This window comes from Dactylosporangium darangshiense (assembly GCF_039537565.1).
Taxonomy (GTDB): domain Bacteria; phylum Actinomycetota; class Actinomycetes; order Mycobacteriales; family Micromonosporaceae; genus Dactylosporangium; species Dactylosporangium darangshiense.
On sequence record NZ_BAABAT010000004.1, the window covers coordinates 157,279 to 181,594 of the forward strand.

23 protein-coding genes and 3 pseudogenes are annotated in these 24,316 nt (G+C 71.8%); 17 read left to right on the forward strand and 9 right to left on the reverse strand.

Annotated elements, in window-relative coordinates:
• Positions 1-20: 20 nt before the first annotated feature.
• Together ABD901_RS10565 and ABD901_RS10570 are read right to left on the reverse strand one after the other, a co-directional pair.
• The gene (locus ABD901_RS10565) at positions 21-1,250 is read right to left on the reverse strand and encodes an MDR family MFS transporter (RefSeq protein WP_345123894.1); all 1,230 of its coding nucleotides are present in this window, start codon (positions 1,248-1,250) and stop codon (positions 21-23) included.
• A gap of 31 nt (positions 1,251-1,281) precedes the next feature.
• Complete coding sequence (locus ABD901_RS10570; RefSeq protein ID WP_345123897.1) at positions 1,282-2,508, reverse strand: MDR family MFS transporter; 1,227 nt, start codon at positions 2,506-2,508, stop codon at positions 1,282-1,284.
• A gap of 64 nt (positions 2,509-2,572) precedes the next feature.
• Here ABD901_RS10570 and ABD901_RS10575 point away from each other — a divergent pair, with 64 nt between their 5' ends.
• Positions 2,573-3,325 carry a phosphoglyceromutase gene (locus tag ABD901_RS10575; protein WP_345123899.1) on the forward strand — a complete coding sequence of 251 codons (753 nt, stop codon included), beginning with the start codon at positions 2,573-2,575 and terminating at the stop codon, positions 3,323-3,325.
• A gap of 38 nt (positions 3,326-3,363) precedes the next feature.
• On the opposite strand, the gene phoU is transcribed toward ABD901_RS10575, so the two are convergent.
• Positions 3,364-4,020, reverse strand: a complete 657-nt coding sequence (gene phoU / locus ABD901_RS10580; protein WP_345123901.1) for a phosphate signaling complex protein PhoU — start codon at positions 4,018-4,020, stop codon at positions 3,364-3,366.
• 206 nt (positions 4,021-4,226) lie between these two features.
• On the opposite strand from phoU, the pseudogene ABD901_RS10585 reads away from it, so the two are divergent.
• The 3 genes and pseudogenes from ABD901_RS10585 to ABD901_RS10595 all read left to right on the forward strand — a co-directional run.
• Positions 4,227-5,270 (forward strand): annotated as a pseudogene (locus ABD901_RS10585) (ATP-binding protein); the annotation flags it as partial.
• 77 nt (positions 5,271-5,347) lie between these two features.
• On the forward strand, positions 5,348-6,031 hold the full coding sequence (locus ABD901_RS10590; RefSeq protein WP_345123903.1) for a winged helix-turn-helix domain-containing protein: 684 nt from the start codon (positions 5,348-5,350) through the stop codon (positions 6,029-6,031).
• Positions 6,032-6,171: 140 nt separating this feature from the next.
• Positions 6,172-6,420: a hypothetical protein gene (locus ABD901_RS10595; protein ID WP_345123904.1), complete on the forward strand. Its 249-nt coding sequence runs from the start codon at positions 6,172-6,174 to the stop codon at positions 6,418-6,420.
• Here the strand turns inward: ABD901_RS10595 and ABD901_RS10600 are convergent.
• On the reverse strand, positions 6,391-7,236 hold the full coding sequence (locus tag ABD901_RS10600; protein WP_345123905.1) for a DUF3109 family protein: 846 nt from the start codon (positions 7,234-7,236) through the stop codon (positions 6,391-6,393). The genes ABD901_RS10595 and ABD901_RS10600 overlap by 30 nt on opposite strands.
• 61 nt (positions 7,237-7,297) lie before the next feature.
• Between ABD901_RS10600 and ABD901_RS10605 the strand changes: the two genes are divergently transcribed.
• Positions 7,298-8,227, forward strand: a complete 930-nt coding sequence (locus tag ABD901_RS10605; protein ID WP_345123908.1) for a Ppx/GppA phosphatase family protein — start codon at positions 7,298-7,300, stop codon at positions 8,225-8,227.
• 40 nt (positions 8,228-8,267) lie between these two features.
• Entirely contained in the window at positions 8,268-9,071 is an 804-nt protein-coding gene (locus ABD901_RS10610) for a sugar phosphate isomerase/epimerase family protein (protein WP_345123911.1), read from the forward strand.
• Positions 9,072-9,312: 241 nt separating this feature from the next.
• On the opposite strand, the gene ABD901_RS10615 is transcribed toward ABD901_RS10610, so the two are convergent.
• Both ABD901_RS10615 and ABD901_RS10620 read right to left on the reverse strand, forming a co-directional pair.
• Positions 9,313-9,513 carry a cold-shock protein gene (locus ABD901_RS10615; RefSeq protein ID WP_345123913.1) on the reverse strand — a complete coding sequence of 67 codons (201 nt, stop codon included), beginning with the start codon at positions 9,511-9,513 and terminating at the stop codon, positions 9,313-9,315.
• Between the two features lie 185 nt (positions 9,514-9,698).
• Entirely contained in the window at positions 9,699-10,292 is a 594-nt protein-coding gene (locus tag ABD901_RS10620; protein WP_345123915.1) for a CGNR zinc finger domain-containing protein, read from the reverse strand.
• Between the two features lie 78 nt (positions 10,293-10,370).
• On the opposite strand from ABD901_RS10620, the gene ABD901_RS10625 reads away from it, so the two are divergent.
• The 11 genes and pseudogenes from ABD901_RS10625 (at position 10,371) to ABD901_RS10675 (ending at position 20,688) form a co-directional block, all read left to right on the forward strand.
• Entirely contained in the window at positions 10,371-11,291 is a 921-nt protein-coding gene (locus ABD901_RS10625) for a proline dehydrogenase family protein (protein ID WP_345123917.1), read from the forward strand.
• A gap of 108 nt (positions 11,292-11,399) precedes the next feature.
• Complete coding sequence (locus ABD901_RS10630; RefSeq protein WP_345124587.1) at positions 11,400-12,815, forward strand: basic secretory protein-like protein; 1,416 nt, start codon at positions 11,400-11,402, stop codon at positions 12,813-12,815.
• 27 nt (positions 12,816-12,842) lie between these two features.
• The gene (locus ABD901_RS10635; protein WP_345123919.1) at positions 12,843-14,192 is read left to right on the forward strand and encodes an efflux RND transporter periplasmic adaptor subunit; all 1,350 of its coding nucleotides are present in this window, start codon (positions 12,843-12,845) and stop codon (positions 14,190-14,192) included.
• A pseudogene (locus ABD901_RS10640) lies at positions 14,189-14,860 on the forward strand (ABC transporter ATP-binding protein); the annotation flags it as partial. The gene ABD901_RS10635 and the pseudogene ABD901_RS10640, both read left to right, overlap by 4 nt.
• Positions 14,860-16,044: an ABC transporter permease gene (locus tag ABD901_RS10645; RefSeq protein WP_345123921.1), complete on the forward strand. Its 1,185-nt coding sequence runs from the start codon at positions 14,860-14,862 to the stop codon at positions 16,042-16,044. The pseudogene ABD901_RS10640 and the gene ABD901_RS10645, both read left to right, overlap by 1 nt.
• A 145-nt stretch (positions 16,045-16,189) precedes the next feature.
• Positions 16,190-16,405 carry a helix-turn-helix domain-containing protein gene (locus ABD901_RS10650; RefSeq protein WP_345123924.1) on the forward strand — a complete coding sequence of 72 codons (216 nt, stop codon included), beginning with the start codon at positions 16,190-16,192 and terminating at the stop codon, positions 16,403-16,405.
• A 108-nt stretch (positions 16,406-16,513) separates the two neighbouring features.
• A complete protein-coding gene (locus ABD901_RS10655) occupies positions 16,514-16,615 on the forward strand; it encodes a 30S ribosomal protein bS22 (RefSeq protein WP_007465623.1) in 102 nt (33 codons plus the stop codon).
• 120 nt (positions 16,616-16,735) lie between these two features.
• Complete coding sequence (locus ABD901_RS10660; protein WP_345123926.1) at positions 16,736-17,809, forward strand: NAD-dependent epimerase/dehydratase family protein; 1,074 nt, start codon at positions 16,736-16,738, stop codon at positions 17,807-17,809.
• Entirely contained in the window at positions 17,721-18,662 is a 942-nt protein-coding gene (locus ABD901_RS10665) for a lysophospholipid acyltransferase family protein (protein ID WP_380139825.1), read from the forward strand. The genes ABD901_RS10660 and ABD901_RS10665 overlap by 89 nt, the downstream gene beginning before the upstream one ends.
• A complete protein-coding gene (locus ABD901_RS10670; RefSeq protein ID WP_345123930.1) occupies positions 18,662-19,465 on the forward strand; it encodes an HAD family hydrolase in 804 nt (267 codons plus the stop codon). The genes ABD901_RS10665 and ABD901_RS10670 overlap by 1 nt, the downstream gene beginning before the upstream one ends.
• Positions 19,466-19,554: 89 nt before the next feature.
• The gene (locus ABD901_RS10675; RefSeq protein WP_345123932.1) at positions 19,555-20,688 is read left to right on the forward strand and encodes a hypothetical protein; all 1,134 of its coding nucleotides are present in this window, start codon (positions 19,555-19,557) and stop codon (positions 20,686-20,688) included.
• A 337-nt stretch (positions 20,689-21,025) separates the two neighbouring features.
• Here the strand turns inward: ABD901_RS10675 and ABD901_RS10680 are convergent, their stop codons facing one another.
• From ABD901_RS10680 to ABD901_RS10690, 3 genes and pseudogenes are all read right to left on the reverse strand, one after another.
• Entirely contained in the window at positions 21,026-21,922 is an 897-nt protein-coding gene (locus tag ABD901_RS10680; protein WP_345123934.1) for an HAD family hydrolase, read from the reverse strand.
• A 404-nt stretch (positions 21,923-22,326) separates the two neighbouring features.
• Positions 22,327-23,202, reverse strand: a pseudogene (locus tag ABD901_RS10685) (DUF5667 domain-containing protein); the annotation flags it as partial.
• A gap of 160 nt (positions 23,203-23,362) precedes the next feature.
• Positions 23,363-24,220: a sigma-70 family RNA polymerase sigma factor gene (locus ABD901_RS10690; protein ID WP_380139823.1), complete on the reverse strand. Its 858-nt coding sequence runs from the start codon at positions 24,218-24,220 to the stop codon at positions 23,363-23,365.
• Positions 24,221-24,316 lie beyond the last annotated feature (96 nt).

Consider the following 24,316-nt stretch of genomic DNA (forward strand, 5'->3'; position numbering starts at 1 on the left):
CCGTCGTGGAAGCGAGGTGACTACCCGGCGACGGGCACCGCAAACCTTTCCGCCTCCAACTGCTCGGCCACCCGGCGTTCGCGGGCCGGCTGGATCAGCAGGTGGCCGGCGGCAGCGAGCAGGCCGAGCGAGCCGCAGACGATCCAGTGCCAATTGCCGAGGTACTGCAGGCTGACGCCGCCCGCCGCGGGAGCGATGAAGCTCGCGGCCGGGAAGGTGAGATAGAACACGCTCTGGTACCGCCCGCGCAGCGCCTCCGGGGAGAGCTCGGCGATGACGGCGGCGTTCGGCGGTGCGGCGATCATCGAGCCGATCGTCCACACCGACGCGGCGGCCAGGTAGCCGGCCACGCCGTCGGCGAGCGACACGGCGGCGAAGCCCAGGCCCAGGAACACGTTGGCGATGGCGAGCGCGGTGCCCTTGCGCCAGCGGTCGATGAGGCGCGGCACGAAGAGCTGGCCGATGACGATGAGCAGCGCGGCGTAGGCGACGACCGAGCCGTACACCGACGGGCGCAGGCCGTCGCCGGTGATCGCCAGCGGCAGGATCGTCGACGTCTGCGTCGAGAGGATCGCCAGCAGCAGCGACAGGCCGACGAACGACATGTACGCGCGGTCGGTCAGCGCCGTGTGCAGCCCGCCCGCCGGGCGCGCCGACGAGACCCGGTGCGCCGGGCGCGTCTCGCGCACCTTCCACAGGATCAGCAGAGCCGTCAGCAGGGTGCCGGCCGCGTCGACGGTGAACAGCAGCGTGAAGCTCACCTCGGCGAGGGCGCCGGCGAGCACCGAAGCGACCGCCATGCCGAGGTTGAACGCCCAGAACTGCAGGTTGAACGCGCGGCTGCGGTCGTCCGCCGGTGTCACGTCCACGATCGCGGCCACGAACGCCGGGCCCGGCATGGAGTGCATCAGGCCCAGCAGGGCCGCGAGCCCGGCGATGAGCGGGATCGGGCGGGCGAAGATCAGGCCCGACAGCACCGCGACGGCGCCGAAGTGGGCCAGCAGCAGCGTCGAGCGGCGGCCCCAGCGGTCGGCCAGCACGCCGCCGCACAGCACGCCGGCGATGCCGCCGATGCCGTACGCGCCGACGACCAGGCCGGCGACCGGCACCGACAGGTGGCGCGCGGAGGTGAGGTACAGCGACAGGACCAGCGCGACGAAGCCGCCGACGCGGTTGATGAGCATGCCGGTCCAGAGGTACCAGTACAGCCTGGGGAGCCCGCCGACGGTCGACCGGTACCAGCTGCGCACGTGCGAACTCCTTTGTTAAGGCTCCTAACAGTTAGATCTTAACCAGCGCGTTCTCGGCCGCCGGAGGGGCCAGGGCCGCCACGCGCCGCTCGCGGGCCCGCGCCGACGACAGGCTCCAGGCGGCGGCCACAAGCGTCGCGCCGAAGCAGCCCAGCCAGAGCGCCGTGTTGCCGCGCAGGTCGCGCACCAGGCCGCCCAGCGTCGGCGCCAGGAACGACGCCAGCTGCCAGGACAGGCCGAAGAAGCCCTGGTAGCGCCCGCGCATGCTGACCGGCGACAGCCCGGCGAGCAGGGCCGAGTTGGACGGGGCGTTGAGCATTTCGCCCGCCGTCCAGACCAGGACCGTCCCGGCGTACAGCAGCGGCGTGTGCGCGAACGCCGTGAGCCCGAACCCGAGCCCGATCAGCACCGCCGAGACCGGCATCACATACGCCGGCCGCCGGGTCGACAGCAGCCGGCTCACGCCCATCTGCCCGGCCACGATGAGCACCCCGTTGAACGCGATGACCAGGCCGAACGTGCGGCTCGGCAGGCCGTCGGCGATCATCGCCAGGGGCAGCATCGACATGTGCTGCAGCATCACCAGCGCGATGAGCAGGTTGCAGGCGACGAAGCCGAGGAACACCCGGTCGCGCAGCACGGTGCGCAGGCCGCCGCGCTCGTGCTCCTCGTGCGGTGCGAGCGCCGGGCGGGTCTCGCGGATGCGCCACGCGATGAGCAGCGCCGCGGCCGCGGTGGTGGCGGCGTCGCCGGCGAAGAGCGCGAAGTACCCGGCCTGCGCGGCGAAGCCGGCCACGACCGCGGCGACAGCGAAACCGAGGTTGATGGCCCAGTAGTAGGTGCTGAACGCCCGCATCCGCTGCCCGTCGGGCACGATGTCGGCGATCATGGCGCCCAGTGGCGGGCGGGCGGACTCGGCGGCCGCGCCGAGCAGCACGGCGGCGGCGACGATCTCGACCGGCCCGCGTGCCAGGCCGAGCACCAGCATGAGCACCGCGGACGTGCCGAGCGACAGCAGCGCGGCCGGGCGGCGGCCCCAGCGGTCGGCCAGGTGCCCGCCGACCGTCACGCCGATCGCACCGCCGACGCCGTACAGGCCGATGGCCAGGCCCGCCGCGGACTCGCTGAAGCCGCGCTGGGTGGTCAGGTAGATCGCCAGGAAGATGATGACGAACCCGCCGGCTCGGTTGATCAGCGTGGCCGCCCACAGCACCCAGAACTGGCTCGGCAGGCGTTGTTTTTCCGTAATGAGTGCCACGGTCTCGCATCCTTACATCCCGGCCCTGTGATGTCGAAGTGATTCGGTACGAGAGGATGAGGTCATGAGCGAAGTCGGGACACTGGTGCTCTTGCGGCACGGTGAGAGCGAGTGGAACGCCAAGAACCTGTTCACCGGCTGGGTCGACGTGGACCTCAGCGCCCAGGGAGAGGCCGAGGCCCGTCGGGGCGGCGAGCTGATCCGTGAGTCCGGTCTGCTGCCGGATGTGGTGCACACGTCAGTGCTGCGCCGTGCCATCCGTACCAGCGAGATCGCCCTGCACACCGCCGACCGGCACTGGATTCCCGTCCAGCGCAGCTGGCGGCTCAACGAGCGGCACTACGGCGCTCTGCAGGGCAAGAACAAGAAGCAGACGCTGGAGGAGTTCGGCGAGGAGCAGTTCATGCTCTGGCGCCGCTCCTACGACACGCCCCCGCCGCCCATCGCCGACGACGACGAGTGGTCGCAGGCGGGCGACCCGCGCTACGCGGCGCTGCCGCCGGAGCTGCGCCCGCGCACCGAGTGCCTCAAGGACGTCGTGGCGCGGATGCTGCCGTACTGGTACGACCGGATCGTCCCGCAGCTGCTGGAAGGCAAGACGGTCCTCGTCGCCGCGCACGGCAACTCGCTGCGGGCGCTGGTCAAGCACCTCGACGGCATCTCCGACGAGGCGATCGCCAAGCTCAACATCCCGACGGGCATCCCGCTGCGCTACGACCTGGACGCGGCGCTGAAGCCGATCACGGCCGGCGGGACCTACCTGGACCCGGAGGCGGCCAAGGAGGCGGCCGCCGCGGTGGCCAACCAGGGCCGATAGTGCGTTGGAGGGGGCCTCGAGCCCCCTCCAATCCTTCGTTACCGCTCCCGGGTGTCCAAGGTCTCGCCCGTGACGAGGAACACCACGTGCCGGCCGGCGTTCACGGCGTGGTCGGCGTAGCGCTCGTAGAAGCGCCCCAGCAGCGCCGAGTCGACGGCGGACTCGGTGTCCTCGGTCCACTGCGGGCTGAACATGATCCCGAAGAGGCCCGTGTGCAGCTTGTCCATCGCGTCGTCGTCGCGCTCGAGCTGCGCGGCGGCGACGATGTCGAGGTTGGAAATGGCGCTGGAGATCTTGCCGGCGATCCGGTCGGCGACCTCGCCCATCTGCTCGAACGTCTCGACCAGCGGCTCCGGCACGGCCCGGGCGGGGTGGCGGCGCAGCGCCGTCTTCGCCACGTGGTCGGCGAGGTCGCCCATCCGCTCCAGGTCCGCGGCCAGGTGTAGCGCCGTGAGCAGCAGCCGCAGGTCGGAGGCGACCGGGGCCTGGCGGGCGCACAGGTCGTACACCTTGTCCTCGACGAGCCGATAGAGCGCGTTGACCTCGGCGTCGCGGGCGATGACCTCTTCCGCGTCGGTCTGGTCGGCGTTGAGCAGGGCGTTGGTGGCCCGCTTCATCGCCGAGCGCACCGCGTCGGCCATCCACACCAGCAGCTTGTTGACCTGCAGCAGATCGGCACGGTATTCGTCGCGCATAGAACTCCAATCGTTTTGTACCCCAACATAGGGCCAGAAGCCGGTCGTGCCGATGAACAGTGACCGCCAGCACGGTGAACACTGGACGTCTTGAGCCCGATTCGTACCTCCGTGTGCTCTGGATGCGGTAGCGGGTCTCCTACCATCGGAGCGTGGATTGGAAGTTCCGGCAGCCGAAGACCGAGGGCCCGGCCGTGGCCGAGGTCCTCGACGCGCTGCAGGTCGGGGTTCTCGTGCTCGACGAGGGCGACAGGCCCGTGCTCGCCAACGCGGCGGCACGGGAGATGGGTCTCGTCCGCCAGCGCCAGGTCGGCTCGGATGCCATCGAGGAGGCGCACACGATCGTGCGCACCCTCGCCGGTCAGGTGCGGCGCACGGGCATCACCCGCGTCGTCGAGCTCGACCTGCCCCGCCTGACGCACGGCGAGCCCCTCGGGGTCAACGTCCGCGCCGTCGCGCTCGGCTCCGGCCGGGTCGCGATCGAGGCCGCCGACGTGACCGAGGCGCACCGCGTCGCGCGGGTGCGCCGTGACTTCGTCGCCAACGTGAGCCACGAGCTCAAGACCCCCGTGGGCGCGCTGCAGCTGCTCGCCGAGGCGCTGCTGGACGCCACCGACAAGGACCCGGCCGCCGCGATCCGGTTCGCCGAGCGCATCAAGCACGAGTCGGCGCGGCTGGGCCGGCTCGTCTCCGAGTTGCTGGAGCTCTCCCGGCTGCAGGGCGCCGAGCCGCTGCCCCAGCCGGAGCCGGTCGACGTCGACAAGATCACCGCCGAGGTGCTCGACCGGGCCAAGACCCCGGCCTCGGTCAAGGAGATCGAGCTGCGCTTCACCGGCGTGCGCGGGCTGACCGTGTACGGCAACGAGAACCAGCTCGTCACGGCGGTGGTCAACCTGGTGGAGAACGCGATCGCGTACTCGCCGGAGCGCACGACGGTGACGGTCACCACGCGGGAGGACAACGGCCTCGTCGAGATTGCCGTCGCCGACCAGGGCATCGGCATCGAGCCGCGCGACATCGACCGCATCTTCGAGCGGTTCTACCGCGCCGATCGGGCGCGCTCCCGGGCCACTGGCGGCACCGGGCTGGGCCTCGCGATCGTCAAGCACATCTCGACCAACCACGGTGGCCGGGTCACGGTGACCAGCACCGTAGGAGTTGGCTCGACGTTCACGTTGCGGCTGCCCTCGCGTCCGACAGAGGCCGCGTTGTCGCTACCGCCGTCAGTTGAGATCGGAGGGGCCCCATGATCGTTATGCAACAGCAATCTTCCACCCGCGGTTCGCAGCGCAGTGCGGCTCCCCGGCAGCTACGAAAGGACAGCACGTTGGCGCGCGTACTCGTGGTCGAGGATGAAGAATCGATCTCCGACCCGTTGTCGTACATGCTCCGTCGAGAGGGCTTCGAGGTCTCCATCGCGGCGACCGGCACCGAGGCGCTGACCGAGTTCGACCGCACCGGCGCGGACATCGTCCTGCTCGACCTGATGCTGCCCGAGATGTCCGGCACCGAGGTGTGCCGGCAGATGCGGCAGAAGTCCAATGTGCCGATCATCATGATCACGGCGCGGGACAGCGAGATCGACAAGGTGGTCGGCCTGGAGATCGGCGCCGACGACTACGTCACCAAGCCGTACTCGCCCCGCGAGCTCGTGGCGCGCATCCGCGCGGTGCTGCGTCGCCAGGTCGACGCGGTCGGCGAGCTCGCGCCGCCGACGCTGTCGGCCGGCCCGGTCCGCATGGACGTCGACCGGCACGTCGTCACCGTCGCCGGCGACGCGGTGCAGCTGCCGCTGAAGGAGTTCGAGCTGCTCGAGCTGCTGCTGCGCAACGCCGGGCGGGTGCTGACCCGCGGCCAGCTGATCGACCGCGTCTGGGGCGCCGACTACGTTGGCGACACCAAGACCCTCGACGTGCACGTCAAGCGGTTGCGCTCGAAGATCGAGCCGGAGCCCTCGGCGCCGCGGTACATCGTCACCGTGCGCGGCCTCGGGTACAAGTTCGAGCCGTAGGCCCGGCCGGCCCGCATTCGCCACGGATTCGCGGTTACGTCCTGCGCCCCTGCATCGCACGGGCGCAGGACGCAACTCACCCGGGCGAGACTCGAGGAGTCTGCCGCGCGGGCCGCCGGCCTGCCGTAGCGTTCTCGCCGGTGCGCAGCTTCAATACCGGCCCGGCCGGCATGCTCATGATGGTCATCGGCCTGCTGCTGGCGGGAAGCTCGGCGTGGACGGCGCTCTACCGCACGAGCTGGCGTGCCTCGGTGCCGAGCATCCTCATCGGGCTGTCGCTGGTGGCCGTCGGCTACTCGCTGGTCGCCCGGGCCCGCAAGGCCCGCTCGCGCTCAGATCAGTCGCACTCGGATCAGCACTCAGATCGGTCGAATGGGGATGAGCTTTAGCGCCGCGGTCGTCGCCGGGTGCGGCGCGATCATGCCCTGCTCGGCACGGGCCGCGCACAGCTCCGCCAGCCGGGCGTAGGCCGGCTTGCCGATCAGCGCCGTCAGCTCGGGCTCGTACTCCTGGTACATCCGCTTCGTGCCGACATGCGCCTCCGGCGACGAGGTGCACCACCAGTGCAGGTCGTGCCCGCCCTCGCCCCAGCCGCGGCGGTCGAACTCACCGAGCGTCGAGACGAGCACCTTCGTGCCGTCCGGGCGCTTGCGCCAGTCCTGGTCGCGGCGCACCGGCAGCTGCCAGCACACGTCCGGCTTGTACTCCAGCGGGTGCACGCCGTCGCGCAGCGCCTGGCCGTGCAGCGCGCAGCCGCCGCCGCCCGGGAAGTCCGGGTCGTTCTGGAACACGCAGCCGCCGCCCGGGCGCGTGGCCGTGCGCAGCGCCTTGTTCTTGCCGTCGATCGTGTCCATCTCGGTGTACCGCTTGAAGCCCCGGCGGTAGTACTGCCAGTGCTCGGCGGTCAGCTTCTTCGCCGCGGCGCGCACCCGCTCCTGGTCGTCCTCGTCGGTGAAGAAGGCGCCGTGCGAGCAGCAGCCCTCCTCCGCGCGGCCCTCGATGATGCCGTGGCACCCGCGGCCGTAGATACACGTCCAGTTGGACAGCAGCCACGTCAGGTCCGCGCGGACGAGGTGGTCGGCGTCGGCCGGGTCGGCGAACTCCACCCACTCGCGCGGGAAGTCGAGGTCGACCTCGAGACTGCGCGGGTCGTCCGGATCGCTCTGGATGTCGCCCGGGACCTCGACCTCGACGTGAATGTCCATTCGAAATAGCGTACGCCGTCCTGCGCACCGCGCCGAAACCCCACGCAGCTACGGTTTACGGATGCGACTCGGCGTGCTCGATGTGGGCTCCAACACGGTCCATCTGCTCGTGGTGGACGCACACCACGGCGCGCACCCGTGGCCGGCACACTCGCAGAAGGCGGAGCTGCGCCTGGCCGAGCGCATCGGCAAGGACGGCGACCTGACCAGGTCCGGCGCCGACAGCCTCATCGCCTCGGTCGCGCAGGCGCGCGACGCCGCCGCCCGCCTGGAGACCGACGACCTGCTCGCCTTCGCCACCTCCGCGGTCCGCGACGCGAAGAACTCCGCCCGCGTCCTCAAGCGTGTGCGCGAGGAGACCGGCGTCGACCTGCAGGTGCTCTCCGGCGAGGCCGAGGCCATCATGACGTTCCTGGCCGTGCGCCGCTGGTTCGGCTGGTCGTCCGGTCGCCTGCTGGTCATGGACATCGGCGGCGGATCCCTCGAGCTGGCGGCGGGAATCGACGAGGAGCCCGATGTGGCTTTGTCGGTACCCCTGGGAGCCGGCCGCCTGACTCGTGAACGGTTGCAGGGCGACCCGCCCACGCCCGCCTCCGTCGAGGCGCTGTGCGAGCACGTGGAGGCGGAGGTCGGCAAGACCGCCATGCGCCTGATGGCCGGCGGCTGGGACCGCCCGGTCGCGACCTCGAAGACCTTCCGCACCCTGGCCCGCCTGGCCGGCGCGGCCCCGTCGGGCGCCGGCCCGCGCGCACCGCGCCGCCTGACCCGCACCGGCCTGCACCAGGTCCTGTCCTTCATCCGCCGCATCCCGTCCTCGGGCCTGGCCGAGATCGACGGCGTGAGCCCCGGCCGCGCACACCAGATCCTCGCCGGCGCCGTGGTAGCCGAGGTCACCATGCGGACTCTGGGCATCGACGAGGTCGAGATCTGCCCCTGGGCCCTGCGCGAAGGGGTGATTCTTCGCCGCCTGGAAGTACTGGAGTCGAGTTGATCGACAGGAGACGCTACCTGGGTCGGGCTAGCCTGGTGGTGTGAGTCGTCAAGTGCCGGTCCTCTTGTCCACCTCCTCTGTCTTCCCCGAGCCGACCGCGGCCGGCTTCGAGATGGCCGCCGCGCTCGGCTACGACGGCGTCGAGGTCATGGTCTGGTCCGACGCCGTGAGCCAGGACGCCGGCGCGCTGGTCGGCCTCTCCCGGCACTACGGCGTGTCCGTACGTTCGGTGCACGCCCCGTGCCTCATGGTCACGCAGCGGGTGTGGAGCCCCGACCCGTGGGAGCGCCTGCGCCGCGCGGCCGAGCTCGCCGACACGCTGGGCGCGGACACGGTCGTGGTGCACCCGCCGTTCGCCTGGCAGCGCGACTACGCCCGGACGTTCCAGTCGGGCCTGCTGCGCCTGGGCCGCCAGTTCCCGCACATCCGCTTCGCCGTGGAGAACATGTTCCCGCTGCGCGGCGTGGGCCGCGAGTTCGTCCCTTACGCGCCCGGCTGGGACCCCACCTTGACCGGCTTCGACGCCTACACGCTGGACCTGTCGCACTGCGCCGCGTCACGCACGGACGCGATCGCGCTGGCCGACACGATGGCCGGCAACCTGGCACACGTCCACCTGGGCGACGGCACGGGCAAGGGGAAGGACGAGCACCTGGTGCCGGGCCGCGGCAACCAGCCCTGCGCCCAGCTGCTGACGTCGCTGCACGCCCGCGGCTTCACGGGCTCGGTCGCGGTCGAGGTCGGCACCCGCAAGGCGGGCAGCCGCAGCGAGCGCGAGGCGGATCTGGCCGAGTCACTGCGCTTCGCCCGCCAGCACCTGACGACCCCGTCCCCGGTCGCCTGACCCCGGCGCGGGTCACGCCGACAGCGCTGCGGGGTTGCGGTCATACCCGCAGGGCCGTCTGCCGCAGTCCGCATTTTCTCTCCACGATCATGGAAAACCGGCCCCTAGGAGGGCCGAAAACGCGTGATCGTGGAGAGAAAACGCCGCTACGCACTCGGCCGCGCCCATCGCACCCTGAGGGGGCGCAGCGGACGCGGCCGAGGTGGTCTCGAGTTCGAGGGGGTGCGATTGCGGCGAGCTTCTATATTCTGCGGACGGACTCGGCCTGCGGGCCCTTGGGGCCCTGCTTGATCTCGAATTCGACGCGCTGGTTCTCTTCGAGGCTGCGATAGCCGTCTGCGACGATCGCGGAGAAGTGGACGAAGACGTCGTTGCCGCCGTCGACGCTGATGAAGCCGAAGCCCTTCTCAGCGTTGAACCACTTCACGGTTCCCTGAGCCATGGTGCTGTTTCTCCTTTGTAGGGCGTTGTGATCCGGTGACGTACCCGGTGTCGGGGGCCGGCGACGTCACACAGCCGGCCCTGCATCGCCCAACCCCGCGCGTCCGATTTGTCGGACACGCGGTAAAGCGAACCACGTGACGCAAGATATCCCAAAGGTACCAGCGCCGTGCGGTTTTCCAGGACTTATGCGGTTACGACCGCCCGGTCGGAGTCGTCCACGGGGATCGGCGGAACGGCTCCGGACAGCGACGCGCCCGTCTCGGCGGCTCGCTTGCGCGCCCGGTGGGCCGCGACGTGCGAGCGGGTGGCGCAGCGCTCCGAGCAGAAGCGGCGGCAGCAGTTCGAGGACGTGTCCAGATACACGTTGCCGCAGCGCTCGTCGGCGCAGACGCCGAAGCGGGTGCTGCCGTGCTCGCACAGCCACACCGCCAGGCCCCAGGCGGCCCCGGCCAGCAGCTCCGAGCTCACCGACGAGCCACGGCCGGTCACGTGCATGTGCCAGTCGTGGGTGTCGTGCCCGGAGATGCGCGGTTGCATCGGGTATGCCTCGAGGAGTGCGTTGAGCTCCGCGACGGCGGCGACGTCACGGCCGGAGGAGCCGTGCTCGAACACCTCCCGGAGCCGCTTGCGGGCGCGCCGGAAGGCGATCAGATCGCGTTCCGTCGCTTCCGCGGTCTGCCAACTGTCCTCGCCGAAGAGGGCGGCGAGGTCCTGCATGCTTTCGAGCGGCGCGTTGACGATGTCGACGGCGGTCCGCGCATACGCGTCGAAGTCCACCCGACCAAGGTAGTCAAGAAATGCCACACTGGCGACCGGGCGTCACCGGACGTCTCCAGTTCTGTCTACGCTCGGCACATGCTCAGATCGGCTATTCTCGCCGCCGCCCGCTCAAACAGGGTCGAGCGGCTCGTTGAAACCGCCCCGGTCAGCCGCAACATCGTGCGCCGCTTCATCGCCGGGGAGCAGGCGGACGAGGCGCTACAGCGCACTCGCGAGCTGGCTGCCGACGGCCTCGCCGTCACCATCGACTACCTCGGCGAGGACACCACCAACCCGCACCAGGCCGAGGCGACCCGCGACGAGTACCTCAAGCTCCTCGACGCCCTGCACGCCGCCGAGCTGACCCCGGCAGCGGAGGTGAGCCTCAAGCTCTCCGCGCTCGGCCAGGTCTTCGACGAGAAGGTCGCGCTCGAGCACGCCCGGGCGATCTGCGCCAAGGCGTCGGAGGCCGGGACCACGGTCACGCTCGACGCCGAGGACCACACGACGACGGACTCGACGCTGGACGTGCTGGCGCAGCTGCGCGCCGAGTTCCCGACCACGGGCGCGGTCGTGCAGTCGTACCTGCGCCGCACCGAGGCCGACTGCCGGGAGCTGGCCGTCGAGGGCTCGCGCGTGCGCCTGTGCAAGGGCGCATACAAGGAGCCCGAGTCGGTGGCCTACCAGACCCGCCTCGACGTCGACAAGTCCTACGTGCGCTGCCTGAACGTGCTGATGTCCGGCGGCGGGTACCCCATGATCGCCACACACGACCCGCGCCTGGTGGCCATCGGCGAGGACCGCGCGAAGTGGTTCGACCGCAGCCCGGACGAGTTCGAGTTCCAGATGCTCTACGGCGTGCGCCCCGACGAGCAGCTGCGCCTCGCCCGCGCCGGCTACACCGTGCGGGTCTACCTCCCCTACGGCACGCAGTGGTACGCGTACATGATGCGCCGCCTCGCCGAGCGCCCGGCCAACCTCGGCTTCCTGGCCCGCGCCCTGCGCTCGCGCGGCTGAGCAACGAGCTGACCGACGGCGGGATTCGGCTACTATCCGACATCCCGCCGGGTCTCGTCCGTATGGGCGACGCGGCGACTTGACGGGTTCACGTACGGTCCGGCAGTGATGGAAGGGGATGCGTGGCGAGACGCGGACGCTGGCCGTAGCGCCGACGCCGACACCGCGACCTTCCCCGCCGTCCCGCGCCGGCGCGAGCCCGAGCAGGCACCCGGACCGCGCCGCAGCACGACCATCAAGCTCGCCCTCATCGGGGCCCTCGCATGCGTGCTGCTCGCGCCGCCGGCCGCCCTGGCCTACACCACGGTCCGCGACGAGGTTGCGCCGCCCGTCGCCGGCCAGGGCCTCGGCGGCGGGAACGGGCGCGGCACCGGCGGGCGGGCAAACCCCGCGGCCGACCGCCCGGGAGCGGGCGCCAGCCGCGGCCCCGCGCCGGCCACCGTCGATGGCCGGATCAAGCTCGCGCTGGAGGACCAGGGCGCCGCGCTGCTCGCCGGCGACCAGGACGCCTTCCTGCAGGTCGTCGACCCGTCCGCCGGCCCGCTGCGCGACGACCTGGCCCGCCGGTTCGCCTCGCTGCGCCAGCTGCAGGTCAAGGTCTGGCAGCCGGTGATGGAGGGGCGGCCGAAGGCCGAGGCCGGCGGCACCGCGACGGTGACGGTGCTGGTGAAGTACTGCTTCGTCGTCACCACCTGCGACCCGATGAGCCTCGAGGCCGCCACCAGGTGGAACGTCTCCGGCAAGGCGGTCACGCTGCTGGAGTTCGGCACCGCCAAGGACCTCGGGCCGCGCCCGTGGGAGGCCAGCGAGCTGCGCGCCGCCGTGGGGGAGCGGGTGGTGATGTCGACCACCGCGAAGTACGCCTCGCGGCTGCCCTCGATGCTCGCCGCCGCCGAGAAGGCCGCCGCGCTCGCCGACACCTTCGCCCGCTGGGGATCGCCGCCGGCGCGCTACGTCGTCTACCTGGCCGGGCCCGACGAGTGGTCGTCGTGGTACGGCATCCACCAGGAGTCCTGGGTCGCCGGCTTCGCGCTGCCGCTCACCGCAAGCGTGACCGAGATCGTGCTCAACGCCGCCCGGGTCGACACCAGGCAGACCCTCGACGTGCTGCGCCACGAGTTCACCCACGTCGTGACGCTGGCCGGGGTCGAGAAGGCCTACGAGCACACGTGGTGGCTGGTCGAGGGCATCGCGGAGTACGTGCGTGTGAAGGGCTCCGGCAAGGCGTTCGACGGGCTCGGCGACGTGCGCGCCTACGTGCGCAGCGGGCACTGGAAGGGCGAGATCGACCTCGACGACCCGCCGGACGGGTCGAGCACCTCCGACGTCAGCGGCCGCTACGGCGTGGCGTACCTCTCGCTGCAGCGCCTCGCCGACCGCTTCGGCGAGGACAAGCTGCTGGACTTCTTCGACTACGCCGCCCGCCAGGGCCTCGCGCTGAGCGACGCCGCGCCCAAGGCCTTCGGCCTGAGCTGGGACGACGTGCAGGCCGACTGCGCCCGATACGTGCGGGGCCGCGTCTGACACGGCGACGTATCTAAACTTGCCAGCGTGCATCGCGTCCCCCCGCGAACAACGGCCGTCGCCATCCTCGTCCTCGTATCCCTCACCGGCGCCTCCTGCACCGGTCAGGACTCCGGCATCGGCGTGGGCAACGCCGGTCGCGCCGACGTCGTCGAGGTCGTCGACGCGCCGGCCACCGTCACCGCCCGCGCCGCCGCAACGCTCACCGCGGCCGCCGACGGCACGCTGACGAGCCTGAGCGTCAAGCCGGGCGACACCGTCGCGGCCGGCCAGGTGCTCGCCGTCATCGACTCGCCGGCGGCGCAGCAGTGGCTCAAGGAGGCCGGCGACGCCCTGGACGCGCTCAAGCGCTCCGGCGGCGGCAGCGTCGGTGTCAAGAACCTCTCGGCGCAGCAGAAGAGGACCGACGACGCGGCCGCGAAGGCGTTCGCCGACGCGCGGACGGCCGCCGGGCAGATTGCCGACGCTGCGCTACGTTCGACGCTGACCGCCCAGATCGACCTCGCCGAGCGCACGTACCAGGAGGCGGCCGCCTCCGCGCGCGCCGTGATCCAGAGCGTCCAGCGCGGCCTCGCGAGCATCTCGCAGGCGATGGCGGCGCTCACCCAGGCGCAGCGGGCGCAGGCCCAGTCCGCCTACGACCTGGCGCAGTCCACGGTCGACCAGCTCACCCTGCGCGCGCCGGTCGCCGGCGTGGTCCAGCTGGGCGGCACGACGGCGGCGAGCGCGCCGTCGATCGGCGACCTGCTCGGCGCGGCGTCCGGCGGCCAGGTGCCGACGTCGGCGCCCACGGGCGGGTCCGGCGCCGCCGGTCCGGGCGTGGATCCCGCGGTACCCCTGGGAGGCCGGGTGTCGGCGGGAACGCCCATCCTGACCGTGGTCGACGTCTCCGAGCTCGGGCTGATGGCCGAGGTCGACGAGACCGACGTGCTGCTGGTGCAGCCGGGCGTGACCGCGCGGGTCGAGCTCGACGCCGCGCCCGGCGCCTCCTACGAGGCCACCGTGACCTCGGCCGACGTGCTGCCCACCACGTCGGCCCGCGGCGGCGTCGCTTACCGCTCGCGGCTGCGGCTCGGCGCCGGCCGATACGACGACGGCCGGGCCGCACCCGCGCCGCGGCCCGGCATGAACGCCGTGGCCCACCTGCAGGTCCGCTCGATCCAGAACGCGGTCACCGTGCCCGCCGCCGCCGTGTTCAACGTCGGCGGCAAGGACGTGGTCTGGCTGGTCCGCGCCGGCAAGGCGGTGCAGCAGCCGATCAGCATCGGCGTGGCCGGGCAGGACCGGGTGCAGGTGATCAGCGGCGTCTCCGACGGCGACCAGCTCGTCGTCCGCGGCACCGACAAGGTCAAGCAGGGCATGGAACTTCCTCGATGACGGCGGCGCTGGTCGCTGAGGATGTGGCGCGGCACTACGCGCTGGACGGGGTCACCGTGCCGGCGCTGCGCGGCGTGAGCTTCACCGTCGAGCCGGGCGACTACGTGGCGATCATCGGGCCGTCGGGCTCGGGCAAGTCGACGCTGATGCACCTGCTCGGCGGCCTGGACCGCCCGACGTCGGGCCGGCTGCTGATCGGCGGGCGCGACGTGGCGCGCCTCGACCCGCACGAGCTCGCCCGGCTGCGCAACGAGACCATCGGCTTCGTGTTCCAGTCCTTCCACCTGCTCGCCCGCACGAGCGCGGTGGACAATGTGGCGCTTCCCCTGGTGTACCGCGGAATCAGGGCGAGCGAACGTCGCAGGCGCGCGGTGGCGATGCTGGAGCGCGTCGGTCTCGGCCATCGCCTCGACCACCGGCCCAACCAGCTCTCCGGCGGCGAGCAGCAGCGCGTGGCGATCGCCCGGGCGCTGGTCACGGACCCGCAGGTGCTGCTGGCCGACGAGCCGACGGGCAACCTCGACACGAAGAACGGCCAAGCGGTGCTCGCCCTGCTGGAGGAGCTGAACCGTTCGCAGGGCGTCGCGCTGGTGATCGTCACGCATGACCGCGAGGTCGCCGCGCGCTCGGACCGGCAGATCGTCATGCGCGATGGCGAGATCGTCTCATGAGGCTGGCCGAGGCGTGGCGGGTCGCGGTCGATGCGCTGCGGGCCAACCGGCTGCGCAGCACGCTCACCATGCTCGGCGTGATCATCGGCGTGGCCGCGGTCGTCGTACTGGTGGCCATCGGCACGGGCACCAAGCAGGAGATCGAGCAGCAGGTGGAGGGCCTCGGCTCGAATCTGCTCATTGTGGTACCAGGTGAGGTCAACCTCGGCTCGGCGCCCTCGGTCTCGCGCATGGACCTCTCCGACGTCGACGCCGTGTCGAAGATCGTCGGCGACCGCGGCCGGGTCGCCGTCACCGTCGCGTCGGGCGAGACGGTGGCGGCCGGCAACACCGAGACGTTCGCCAGCATCAACGGCGTCATCGAGACCACGCCGCAGGTCTTCGTTCGCCACCTGGCCCGCGGCACGTACCTCACCCGTTCCGACGTCGACACCCAGCGCCGGGTCGCGGTGCTGGGCTGGAGCGTGGCGCACAAGCTCTTCGGCGACCGCGACGCCGTCGGCCAGCAGCTGACGATCGCCGGCGTGCGCTTCCGGGTCATCGGGGTGTTCGAGCAGCTCGGCCAGAGCCTCGGCATCGACCGTGACAACGAGGTCCACGTGCCGATCACCACCGCGCAGCGGCTGCTGTCGACCAACCGCGTCGACGGCATCGCGGTCAAGGCGCCCAACCGTGACGAGATCGGCGACCTGTCGGCGCGGATTATCGCCGAGCTCAGCCGCCGGCATCCGGGCACCCAGTTCAGCGCCGTCACCCAGGAGCAGATCCTGGGCGTCCTCGGCGACATCCTCGGCGTGCTGACCGGCGTGCTCGCCGCGATCGCCGGCATCTCCCTGCTCGTCGGCGGGGTCGGGGTGTCGAACATCATGCTCGTGTCGGTGCGGGAGCGCACGAAGGAGATCGGGCTGCGCAAGGCCGTCGGCGCCCGCCCGCGCGACATCGGGGTGCAGTTCCTGCTCGAGGCGGTGCTGCTGACCACGCTGGGCGGCTTCATCGGCATGGCGCTGGGCATCGGTGCGGCCCTGATCGTGGCCGCGCTGTCGCCGGTGCCGGCCGCGATCACGTGGTGGTCGCTCGCGCTCGCGTTCGGGGTGTCGGCGGGCGTCGGGATCATTTTCGGAGTGGTACCCGCACAGCGCGCGGGCCGCCTTGACCCCGTCGTTGCGCTCCGAACGGAATGATCAAGTCTCTGGCAAAGATTCCGACGAACCGGGGGTGCAAGTCACAGCAGTACCGTTACCGTACTGGTAACACGCTGATTGAGTAACGCTCGGTCCGGGTCGGCTGAACCGAGCGTATGGGCGAGCACGCTGGTCGGAGGTTGCGATGTCGAGCACGCCACACACCACCGAAGGCCGGCTGGGCGAGGTCAGGTTCCTCACCGTGGCCGAGGTGGCCACCCTCATGCGGGTGTCGAAAATGACCGTCTACCGCCTTGTCCACGCCGGTGACCTCGCCGCCGTCCGCGTGGGAAGGTCGTTTCGGGTGCCCGAACATGCGGTCGATGCGTACCTTCGCGAAGCGTTCCGTGAGACCGCATAGCGGGGTCGTTTTCCGATCCAGCAGCGGTACGGCTACCCTTGAACGGCTAACCATGTCTTTGGCGTGCCAGCAATGGCACGCGTTCCGCTGTATCGAGGAGATGCTCGTATGGGCTCGGTGGTCAAGAAGCGCCGCAAGCGTATGGCCAAGAAGAAGCACCGCAAGCTGCTGCGCAAGACCCGCGTCCAGCGTCGTCGTCTCGGCAAGTAGCCTTCCGGCTCGTCACTCGGTGGCCGGCCCCTCCAGCGGGGGCCGGGCCGCCCGGTTGTTCATGGCTTCTGTCGCGATCGGAGTCGCGTGAGCGGTCCGGAGCGAAGCGGAGGGGCCGACGTGAACGCGCCGCCCAGCGTCGTGCTGGTGACCGGAGTGAGCCGCTACTTGGGCGCTCACCTGGCCGCCCGGCTCGCCGCCGACGAGCGCGTCCGTCGTGTGGTCGCGCTGGACACCTCGGCGCCCGTAGGGGCGCTGGCCGAGGTGCTCTCCGCGGCCGGCCCCAAGCTCGACCTGCACCAGATCGACCTGCGCACCCCTGGGGTGCTGCGGGTGATGGTCGACGCCCGCGTCGAGGCGGTCGCCCACCTCGCCGTCGCCACCGCGACCGACCAGCACGGCGGCCGCGCGGCGATGAAGGAGCTCAACGTCATCGGCACGATGCAGCTGCTCGCCGCCTGCCAGCAGGCGCCGCGGCTGCGCAAGCTGATCGTGCGCTCGTCGACCGCGGCCTACGGCGCCTCCTTCCGCGACCCGGCGATCTTCACCGAGGACACCGAGCCGCGCGAGGTGCCCCGGGGCGGGTTCGCCAAGGACGTGCTCGACATCGAGGGCTACGTGCGCGGCTTCCGTCGCCGGCGCCCCGACGTGGCGGCCACGGTGCTGCGCTTCGCGCCGTTCATCGGCTCCGCCGTGGACACCCGCCTGACGCGGTACTTCGCCCAGCCCGTCGTGACGACCGTGTTCGGCCGCGACCCCCGGCTGCAGTTCCTGCACGTCGACGACGCGTTCGAGGTGCTGGTGCGCTCGGTCACCGAGGAGCACCCGGGCACGTACAACGTGGCCGGCGGCGGCACGCTGACGCTCTCCCAGGCGGTGCGCCGGGCGGGCCGCGTCACCATGCCCATCCTCGAGCCGGGCCTCAACGTCCTGGCCGGGCTCGGCCGCGCCGGCGTCACGCTCGACCAGCTCGACCTCTTCGTGCACGGACGGGTCGTGGACACCGGCAAGCTCATCCGCGAGTTCGGCTTCACGCCGCGCACGACCGCCGAGGCGTTCGGCGAGTTCGTGCGCAGCCGTCGCGAGCGCGAGCTGCTCCCCGCGGATACGATTCGGTCGGTCGAGCAGGCCCTGCTCGATGGCTTCCGCAGGACGCGTGCGGCCCGGGCCGCGTTGGAGAGTGGCGATGAGTGACCCTGGTCTCCCGGATGTGTGGGACGACCGGGTCGCCGGCGCGCTTGCATTCCTGCGCGAACGGCTGACCGGCGAATACGAGATCGACGAGTTCGGCTTCGACCGGCACCTGACCGACAGCGTGTTCCTGCCGATGCTGCGGCCGCTGTACAAGCAGTGGTTCCGCACCGAGGTCTTCGGCGCCGAGCACATGCCGAAGGAGGGCCCCGCGCTGGTCGTGGCCAACCACTCGGGCACGCTCGCGCTCGACGCCCTCATGCTCTCCGTCGCCGTGCACGACGAGACGGCGGCCCGCCGCCACCTGCGCCTGCTCGGCGCCGACCTGGTCTTCCGCATGCCGTTCCTGTCCGAGGTGGCCCGCAAGTCCGGCGCGACGCTGGCCTGCAACCCCGACGCGGAGCGCCTGCTGTCGGAGGGCGAGCTCGTCGGCGTGTTCCCGGAGGGCTTCAAGGGCATCGGCAAGCCGTTCGCCGAGCGGTACAAGCTGCAGCGCTTCGGCCGCGGCGGCTTCGTCTCGGCGGCCCTGCGCACCGGCACCCCGATCGTGCCGGTGTCGATCGTCGGCGCCGAGGAGATCTACCCGCTGATCGCCAACATCCGCCCGCTGGCCCGGCTGCTCGGCGCCCCGTACTTCCCGGTCACCCCCACCTTCCCGTGGCTGGGCCCGCTGGGGCTGATCCCGCTGCCGAGCAAGTGGATGATCGAGTTCGGCGAGCCGATCCCCACCGAGGAGTACGTCGACTCCGCCGACGACCCGATGGTGGTCTTCAACCTCGCCGACCAGGTCCGCGAGACGATCCAGCAGACGCTGTACAAACTCCTCGAACGCCGGCCGGACGCCTTCTCCGCCTGATGACGGGCGTGTCGGCGGTCGTCACGGACTTGGACGGCACGGTCGTGCGCCGGGACGGCACGGTCAGCGAGGCCACCCTGCGCGCCGCGGCCCTGCTGTTCGAGCTCGGCATCCCGCTGGTCGCGGCGACCGCCCGGACACCGGCGGGCCTGCGCGCGCTGGAGCCCCTGCGCCCGTTGCTGTCCCTCAGCGTCTGCTGCGGCGGCGCGATCGGCGTCGGGCCGGACGGCGAGACGACGGCGTGGCGCGAGGACCTGCCCCCCGCGGCGATCGAGGCCCTCGCCGCCGTCGCGCTGGCCCGCTGGCCACAGATCGGCGTGGCGACCTACGACGGCGGCCGCTGGCGCATGACCGAGCGGTACCTCGCGACCCGCCACACCAGGCATTTCGGCCCGACCGAGGTGTGCGACCTGGACGCGGTGCTCGCCACGCCCGCCTGCGCGATGGCCCTGGTCCACCCGCGCCTCGAGGCGGTCGACCTCATGGCCGGCCTGGCCGGGGCCGCGGGCGTGTCGCTGACCAGGGCGAGCGCGCAGGCCGTCGAGGTGACGGCGGCCGGCGTCGACAAGGCCAGCGGCGTGCGCCGGGCGCTGCTCGAGCTCGGCGCGGCGCCGGAGCGGGCGATCGCGTTCGGCGACATGCCGATCGACGTCGCCATGTTCGGCGTCGTCGGCCGCTCGGTCGCGATGGCCGACGCGCCGCCCGAGGTCCTAGCCGCCGCGACCGACCGCACGTCGAGCGTCGAGCAGGACGGCTTCGCCGCGTTCCTGTCCCGCACGGGCCTGATCGGCCCTTTCCTGTAGTCGTGCGCCGACGGCTTCGCCGCGTTCCTGTCCGCACGGGCGGGACGACGGGGCCTTGGCGGTCGTCGATCTCGCCTACACTGCGCGGTGTGACGAGCCTGGTCGGCGACGAGTTGGTCCTGCGCCCGGACGGCGGGCGCCTGCTGCGGTTGCTGCTGCCGCTCGCGGTCGCCGCCGCGCTGATCGGCTACGCGCTGGTGCTCGGCGCCGAGGGCGCCCGGCTGGTCGCGCTCATCGTCATCGTGGCCGTGGTCGCGGCGGCGCCGGTCATCGCCGGCCTGATTGCGGCGCTCGGGCACCTGACCAGCGCGCCGGCGCGGCTGGACCGCAACGGCGTGCACCTGCGGCGGCGGCGGCGCCTGGTGACGGTGCCGTGGGACGAGATCCCGCTGATCTGGCTGGACGATGCCGGGCGACGCCTGTGCGTGTCGCCCGATCCGCGGGGCGCGAGCGCCGACGCGTGGGACCCGCACGGGACCCGGTGGACGCGGCGGTTCCGCCCGCTGTCGGCGCCGGTGCCCCGTTCGGTGCCGCCGGAGCATTTGCGCGCGGCGGTGGCCACGCTCAGCGGCGGCGCCGTGACGCTGGCCGACCGCGGCCCGGAGGCGCCGCCGCTGGACGACGACCCCGTCGCCGCCCTGCGCGTGTACCGCTCCGGCCGGACCCGCCCGGTGTGGTCGATGATCACCACGGCGGCGTCGGCGGTGGTGCTCGTGCCGCTGATAGCGGGTGTGGCGGTGCCGTGGAACCAGCCGTGGTGGCCCGGGGTGTCGACGGTGGACCGCCTGCCCGACGCCTGCCAGGTCTTCGCCGGGGAGTACGGCACCGCACTCGGTGCGACCCCGCGCGAGCACACCGAGGACGGGCGGTTGTCGCAGGAGTGCGTTTATGCGGTACCGCAGGGTGACCTGAAGGTGACGATGGAGGCCCGGCACGCCGTGCTCGGCTCGAGCTCGGCCGACGCCAGGTCGCGCGCCAAGGACCTCGCGTCCCAGATGCGCGGCCAGGGCCGCAGGGTCGACGACGTCGGCGAGCAGGCCTGGCTGGCCGGCAACCCACAAGGCACGACGACCTTGATGGACCGCGCGGTGGTGGTGCTCGTCGCGCAGCGCTCGAACGTGGTGCTCGTCATCCAGTACGGCGGTGAGCGCGACCCCGAAGCCGCCCAGCCCGCCGTGCTGGGAGCGGCCCGTTCCACGCTGGCCGCCCTGAACGTCCACTAGCGACGTCGCCCCGGCGTTTTCTTTCCACGATCATGCGTTTTCGGGCCTGCTGTGACCCCTTCGACAGGACCAAAAACGCATGATCGTGGAGACAAAAATGTCGTTCGCGCCGAGGTTTCCTGATCGCCGGTCTCTCGACACTCGCATTGCCCGTCGCCAACGTCCGGTGAGCTACCTTACGACGACTTATCTCCTGTCAGGGTATAAATCCGACATGTCGTGGCGCGGAGCGCCCGACATGTCGAAATGACCAGCGCGTTGCCGGGGCGCGCCCGGGGAGAAGCGGTGGCCTGGAGTGCGGGGGTGGGGCGGCAGAGCGGGGGAGAGGGAGGCGACGTCAGGTGGTGGGGGTGCGGCGGCGGCGTCGGCGCATTGCGGTGAAGGTGGCCACGCCGCCGATCACCACGCCGGTTGCCAGGGCGGCGGGGACGGCGATCTTCGCGGCCTTGCGGCCGGTGCGGAAGTCGCGGATCTCCCAGCCCCGCTTGCGGGCCTCGCGGCGCAGGGCCGGGTCCGGGTTGACCGCCACCGCGTAGCCGACCGTCGAGAGCATCGGGGCGTCGTTGATCGAGTCGCTGTAGGCGGCGCAGCGGGTCAGGTCCAGGCCCTCGGCCAGGGCCAGGGTGGTGATCGCCGAGGCCTTCTCCGGGCCGTGCATCAGGTCGCCGACGAGGCGGCCGGTGTAGACGCCGTCCTCGATCTCCGCCACCGTGCCGATCGCGCCCGTGAGGCCGAGGCGGGCGGCGATGATGCGGCCGAGCTCGACGGGGGCCGCGGTCACCAGCCAGACGCGCTGGCCGGCGTCGATGTGCAGCTGGGCGAGGGCGAGCGTGCCGGACCAGATGCGGTCGGCCATGAGCTCGTCGAAGATCTCCTCGCAGAGGCGCTCCATCTCCTCGACCTTCCAGCCCGCGATGAAAGCCAGGGCGGTGGACTTGGCGCTGGAGACGGTGCCGGCGTGCTCGGAGGCGAGCAGGCGGAAGCGGGCCTGCTGGTAGGCGAAGCGGGCGAGGTCGCGGCTGGTGAAGTACTTGCGCTTGGCCAGGCCGCGGGCGAAGTAGTAGATCGACGCGCCCTGCATCATCGTGTTGTCGACGTCGAAGAACGCGGCCGCCGCCGGGTCGGCGGGGATCTCCAAGGCGGCCTCGACCTCGGCCGCGGCCCAGCCGGCGGCGGACACCACGATGCGGCCGCTCGGGCGTCGGCGACGCAGCGCTGAGGGGCGGATCGGCATTCTGTGCTCCCTTCGGCTGGCGGAGTCGAGAAGACTGGTGGGGTCGAGAAGCGACGCCGGCAACGTGACGCGACTGACCAACCGTACCGGCATCGAACAGCAACAGGGCCCGGTGACGCTGACCGGGCCCTGTCATGTCGCGGACGTGTCGCGAGGTTGAATCAGTGCAGCAGTCAGTTCGGCAGGCCGCCCTGTTCGGTCGTCGAGGGTGCCGGGGTCGGCTCGCCGGCGCCGGCGCCGGCGTTCGGGGAGGCGGGAGCGGACTCGGCGGCCGAGGAGTCCACGGTCGCGCCGGACGGGGCAATGCCGTTCTGGCCGGTCGGCGTGCTCTGTACGGGGGCGCTGGGCACCGGGCTGCCGGTGGAGCCGGTGCCGCCGGACTTGTTCGGGATCTTGCAGGCGCCGCTGATCGGGACCGGGCCGTAGCGGTCGGGTGCCGTCACCGCCGTCGCGCCGCACCTGACCAGCGGACGCAGCGCCTTGGAGCGCCGCTCGATCTCCTCGAGCAGGGTCAGCGACCTCGTGGCGCGGCTGCGGGCGTCGCCGGCCGCGGAGGCCTTGAGCTTCTCGGCGGCGCCGCGCTGCTTGTGCACGAAGCCGTCGATCGCGTCGAGCGCCGCGGTGTCCCTGCGGGTCACGGCGCTGGCCGTGAGCAGCCGCACGCCCTCGAGGGTCTCGCCGTCCATGTCGTCGAGGACCGAGGAGAGGCTGGGAGGTTCCTTGACGGCCTGGGCCTCGTCGAGGCGGGTCCGGGCGAACTCGAGGTACAGCTGGCCCTTGCTGATGTCCGAGCCGGCCAGCGCGAGCTGGGCCTTCTCGGTGGACCGCTTGACGGAGTAGAGCGCGTCGCCGGGGACGGCGTCGCCGCTCGCGGCCGACATGCCGGACAGGGCCAGGGTGCCGGCGGCGAGGCCGACCAGGATCGCGCCGCGGGTGCGGGTGCGGCGGCTGACGGCGGGCCGGCTGCCCGCGGGGCGGCGCAGCGAGCGCAGGCTCAGCCGGCGCGGCGGGTCGGGCGCCGCCTCCTTCGCCGTCGTACCGATGCCCTCGCGCTCGATCGTGGCCATGAGCATGGCCCGCAGACCGTCGCGGAACTCCTGCTGTGCCTCCACCCTGATCGGCAGCTCACCGAGCCGCCGCCCGACCGACACCAGGTCGGCCAGGGAGTCGTCGAACGTGGTCCTCGTGCGGTGCCGTCTTGCCCCTGCGGCCTCGTCGAGAAGCTGGGCGAACCGCTCAGCCCGTCGACGGTGGAAGACGGAGCCAGTCACCTGAGGCACCCCCCTTCGCTGATCGCGTCACTCAGGCGCGGCAGGGCAGCGGGATGGTGGGCCACCGCGGCCGCCGTGCGCCATGCCGACGGTCGCACCAGGACCAACGGTGCATGGCGGCGGCTGGTTACGGCGCCCGCCGGGGCACTGCAACCGGGGGTGACAGCGGTCACGCCTGGAATCCGTCGGGCAGCAGCCGGGCGAGCGCGCGGACCGCACGGTACTGCAACGCTTTGATGGCTCCTTCGTTCTTGTTCATGGTCTGGGCGGTCTCCGCGACGGAGAAGCCGTGCAGGAACCGCAGCACGATGCACTCCTGCTGCTCGGGGTTGAGCTGCTTGACGGCCTTGAGCAGGTCCACGTTGGTGATGTGGTCGATGACCGCCGCCTCGGGGCTGCCTTCGGGCCCCCGGTCCGGGCGGTCGGCGTCCAGCACGTCGCCGGTGGTGACCTCCAGCCGGTACCGGCCGGACTTGAAGTGGTCGGCGACCAGGTTGCGGGCGATGGTGACCAGCCAGGCACCGAGGTCGCGGCCCTGCCAGGTGAAGCTGCCGATGCGCTTGAGCGCGCGCAGGAACGTGTCGGCGGTCAGGTCCTCGGCGAGCTGGCGGTTGCCGACCCGGAAGTACACGAACCGGAAGACCGTGTCGAAGTACCGGTCGTAGAGGAGCCCGAATGCCGAGCCGTCGCCGGCCTGGGCCCGCTCGATGAGCGCCCAGACCTCGGCGGCCGGGTCGCCGCGCTCGGGGCGCGTCGGCTGCGGCGGGGCCGGCTCGCGCGGGCCGGTCTCGGTCAGCGTGTCCGTGCGGGCGCCGCCGAGGATCTGGGTCGGGATCGGCACGGTCTCCTCGCCGAGCAGGCCCGCGCCGGCGCCGCCGAAGGGCTTGCCGTTCATCCCGGCGTTGGGTCGCACGTTCGGGGCCGGGCCCGGGCGCGCCGGTGCCTCGTTGGTGTGTGGGCGCCCGCGGGTGCGGGGCGTGCTCCCTGCCTCGCCGCGGATGACCGTGCTGAACATGTCGCGCAGCATCGACAGCCCACCGGCGAGTGCGTGCTCCGCCTCGAACACGTCCTGGTAACCGCTCATGCGTCGCAAACCACTACGAAGACGGCTATCGCGGGCACT

Excerpts from the sequence above, each read along its gene's own strand:
- ABD901_RS10645 (WP_345123921.1), top strand. The coding sequence starts at position 14,860 with ATGAGGCTGGCCGAGGCGTGGCGGGTCGCGGTCGATGCGCTGCGGGCC.
- ABD901_RS10650 (WP_345123924.1), top strand. The coding sequence starts at position 16,190 with ATGTCGAGCACGCCACACACCACCGAAGGCCGGCTGGGCGAGGTCAGG.
- ABD901_RS10680 (WP_345123934.1), bottom strand. The coding sequence starts at position 21,922 with ATGCCGATCCGCCCCTCAGCGCTGCGTCGCCGACGCCCGAGCGGCCGC.
- ABD901_RS10630 (WP_345124587.1), top strand. The coding sequence starts at position 11,400 with ATGGAAGGGGATGCGTGGCGAGACGCGGACGCTGGCCGTAGCGCCGAC.
- ABD901_RS10600 (WP_345123905.1), bottom strand. The coding sequence starts at position 7,236 with ATGGACATTCACGTCGAGGTCGAGGTCCCGGGCGACATCCAGAGCGAT.
- ABD901_RS10615 (WP_345123913.1), bottom strand. The coding sequence starts at position 9,513 with ATGGCTCAGGGAACCGTGAAGTGGTTCAACGCTGAGAAGGGCTTCGGC.
- ABD901_RS10655 (WP_007465623.1), top strand. The coding sequence starts at position 16,514 with ATGGGCTCGGTGGTCAAGAAGCGCCGCAAGCGTATGGCCAAGAAGAAG.
- ABD901_RS10690 (WP_380139823.1), bottom strand. The coding sequence starts at position 24,220 with ATGCTGCGCGACATGTTCAGCACGGTCATCCGCGGCGAGGCAGGGAGC.
- phoU (WP_345123901.1), bottom strand. The coding sequence starts at position 4,020 with ATGCGCGACGAATACCGTGCCGATCTGCTGCAGGTCAACAAGCTGCTG.
- ABD901_RS10575 (WP_345123899.1), top strand. The coding sequence starts at position 2,573 with ATGAGCGAAGTCGGGACACTGGTGCTCTTGCGGCACGGTGAGAGCGAG.
- ABD901_RS10625 (WP_345123917.1), top strand. The coding sequence starts at position 10,371 with ATGCTCAGATCGGCTATTCTCGCCGCCGCCCGCTCAAACAGGGTCGAG.
- ABD901_RS10605 (WP_345123908.1), top strand. The coding sequence starts at position 7,298 with ATGCGACTCGGCGTGCTCGATGTGGGCTCCAACACGGTCCATCTGCTC.
- ABD901_RS10670 (WP_345123930.1), top strand. The coding sequence starts at position 18,662 with ATGACGGGCGTGTCGGCGGTCGTCACGGACTTGGACGGCACGGTCGTG.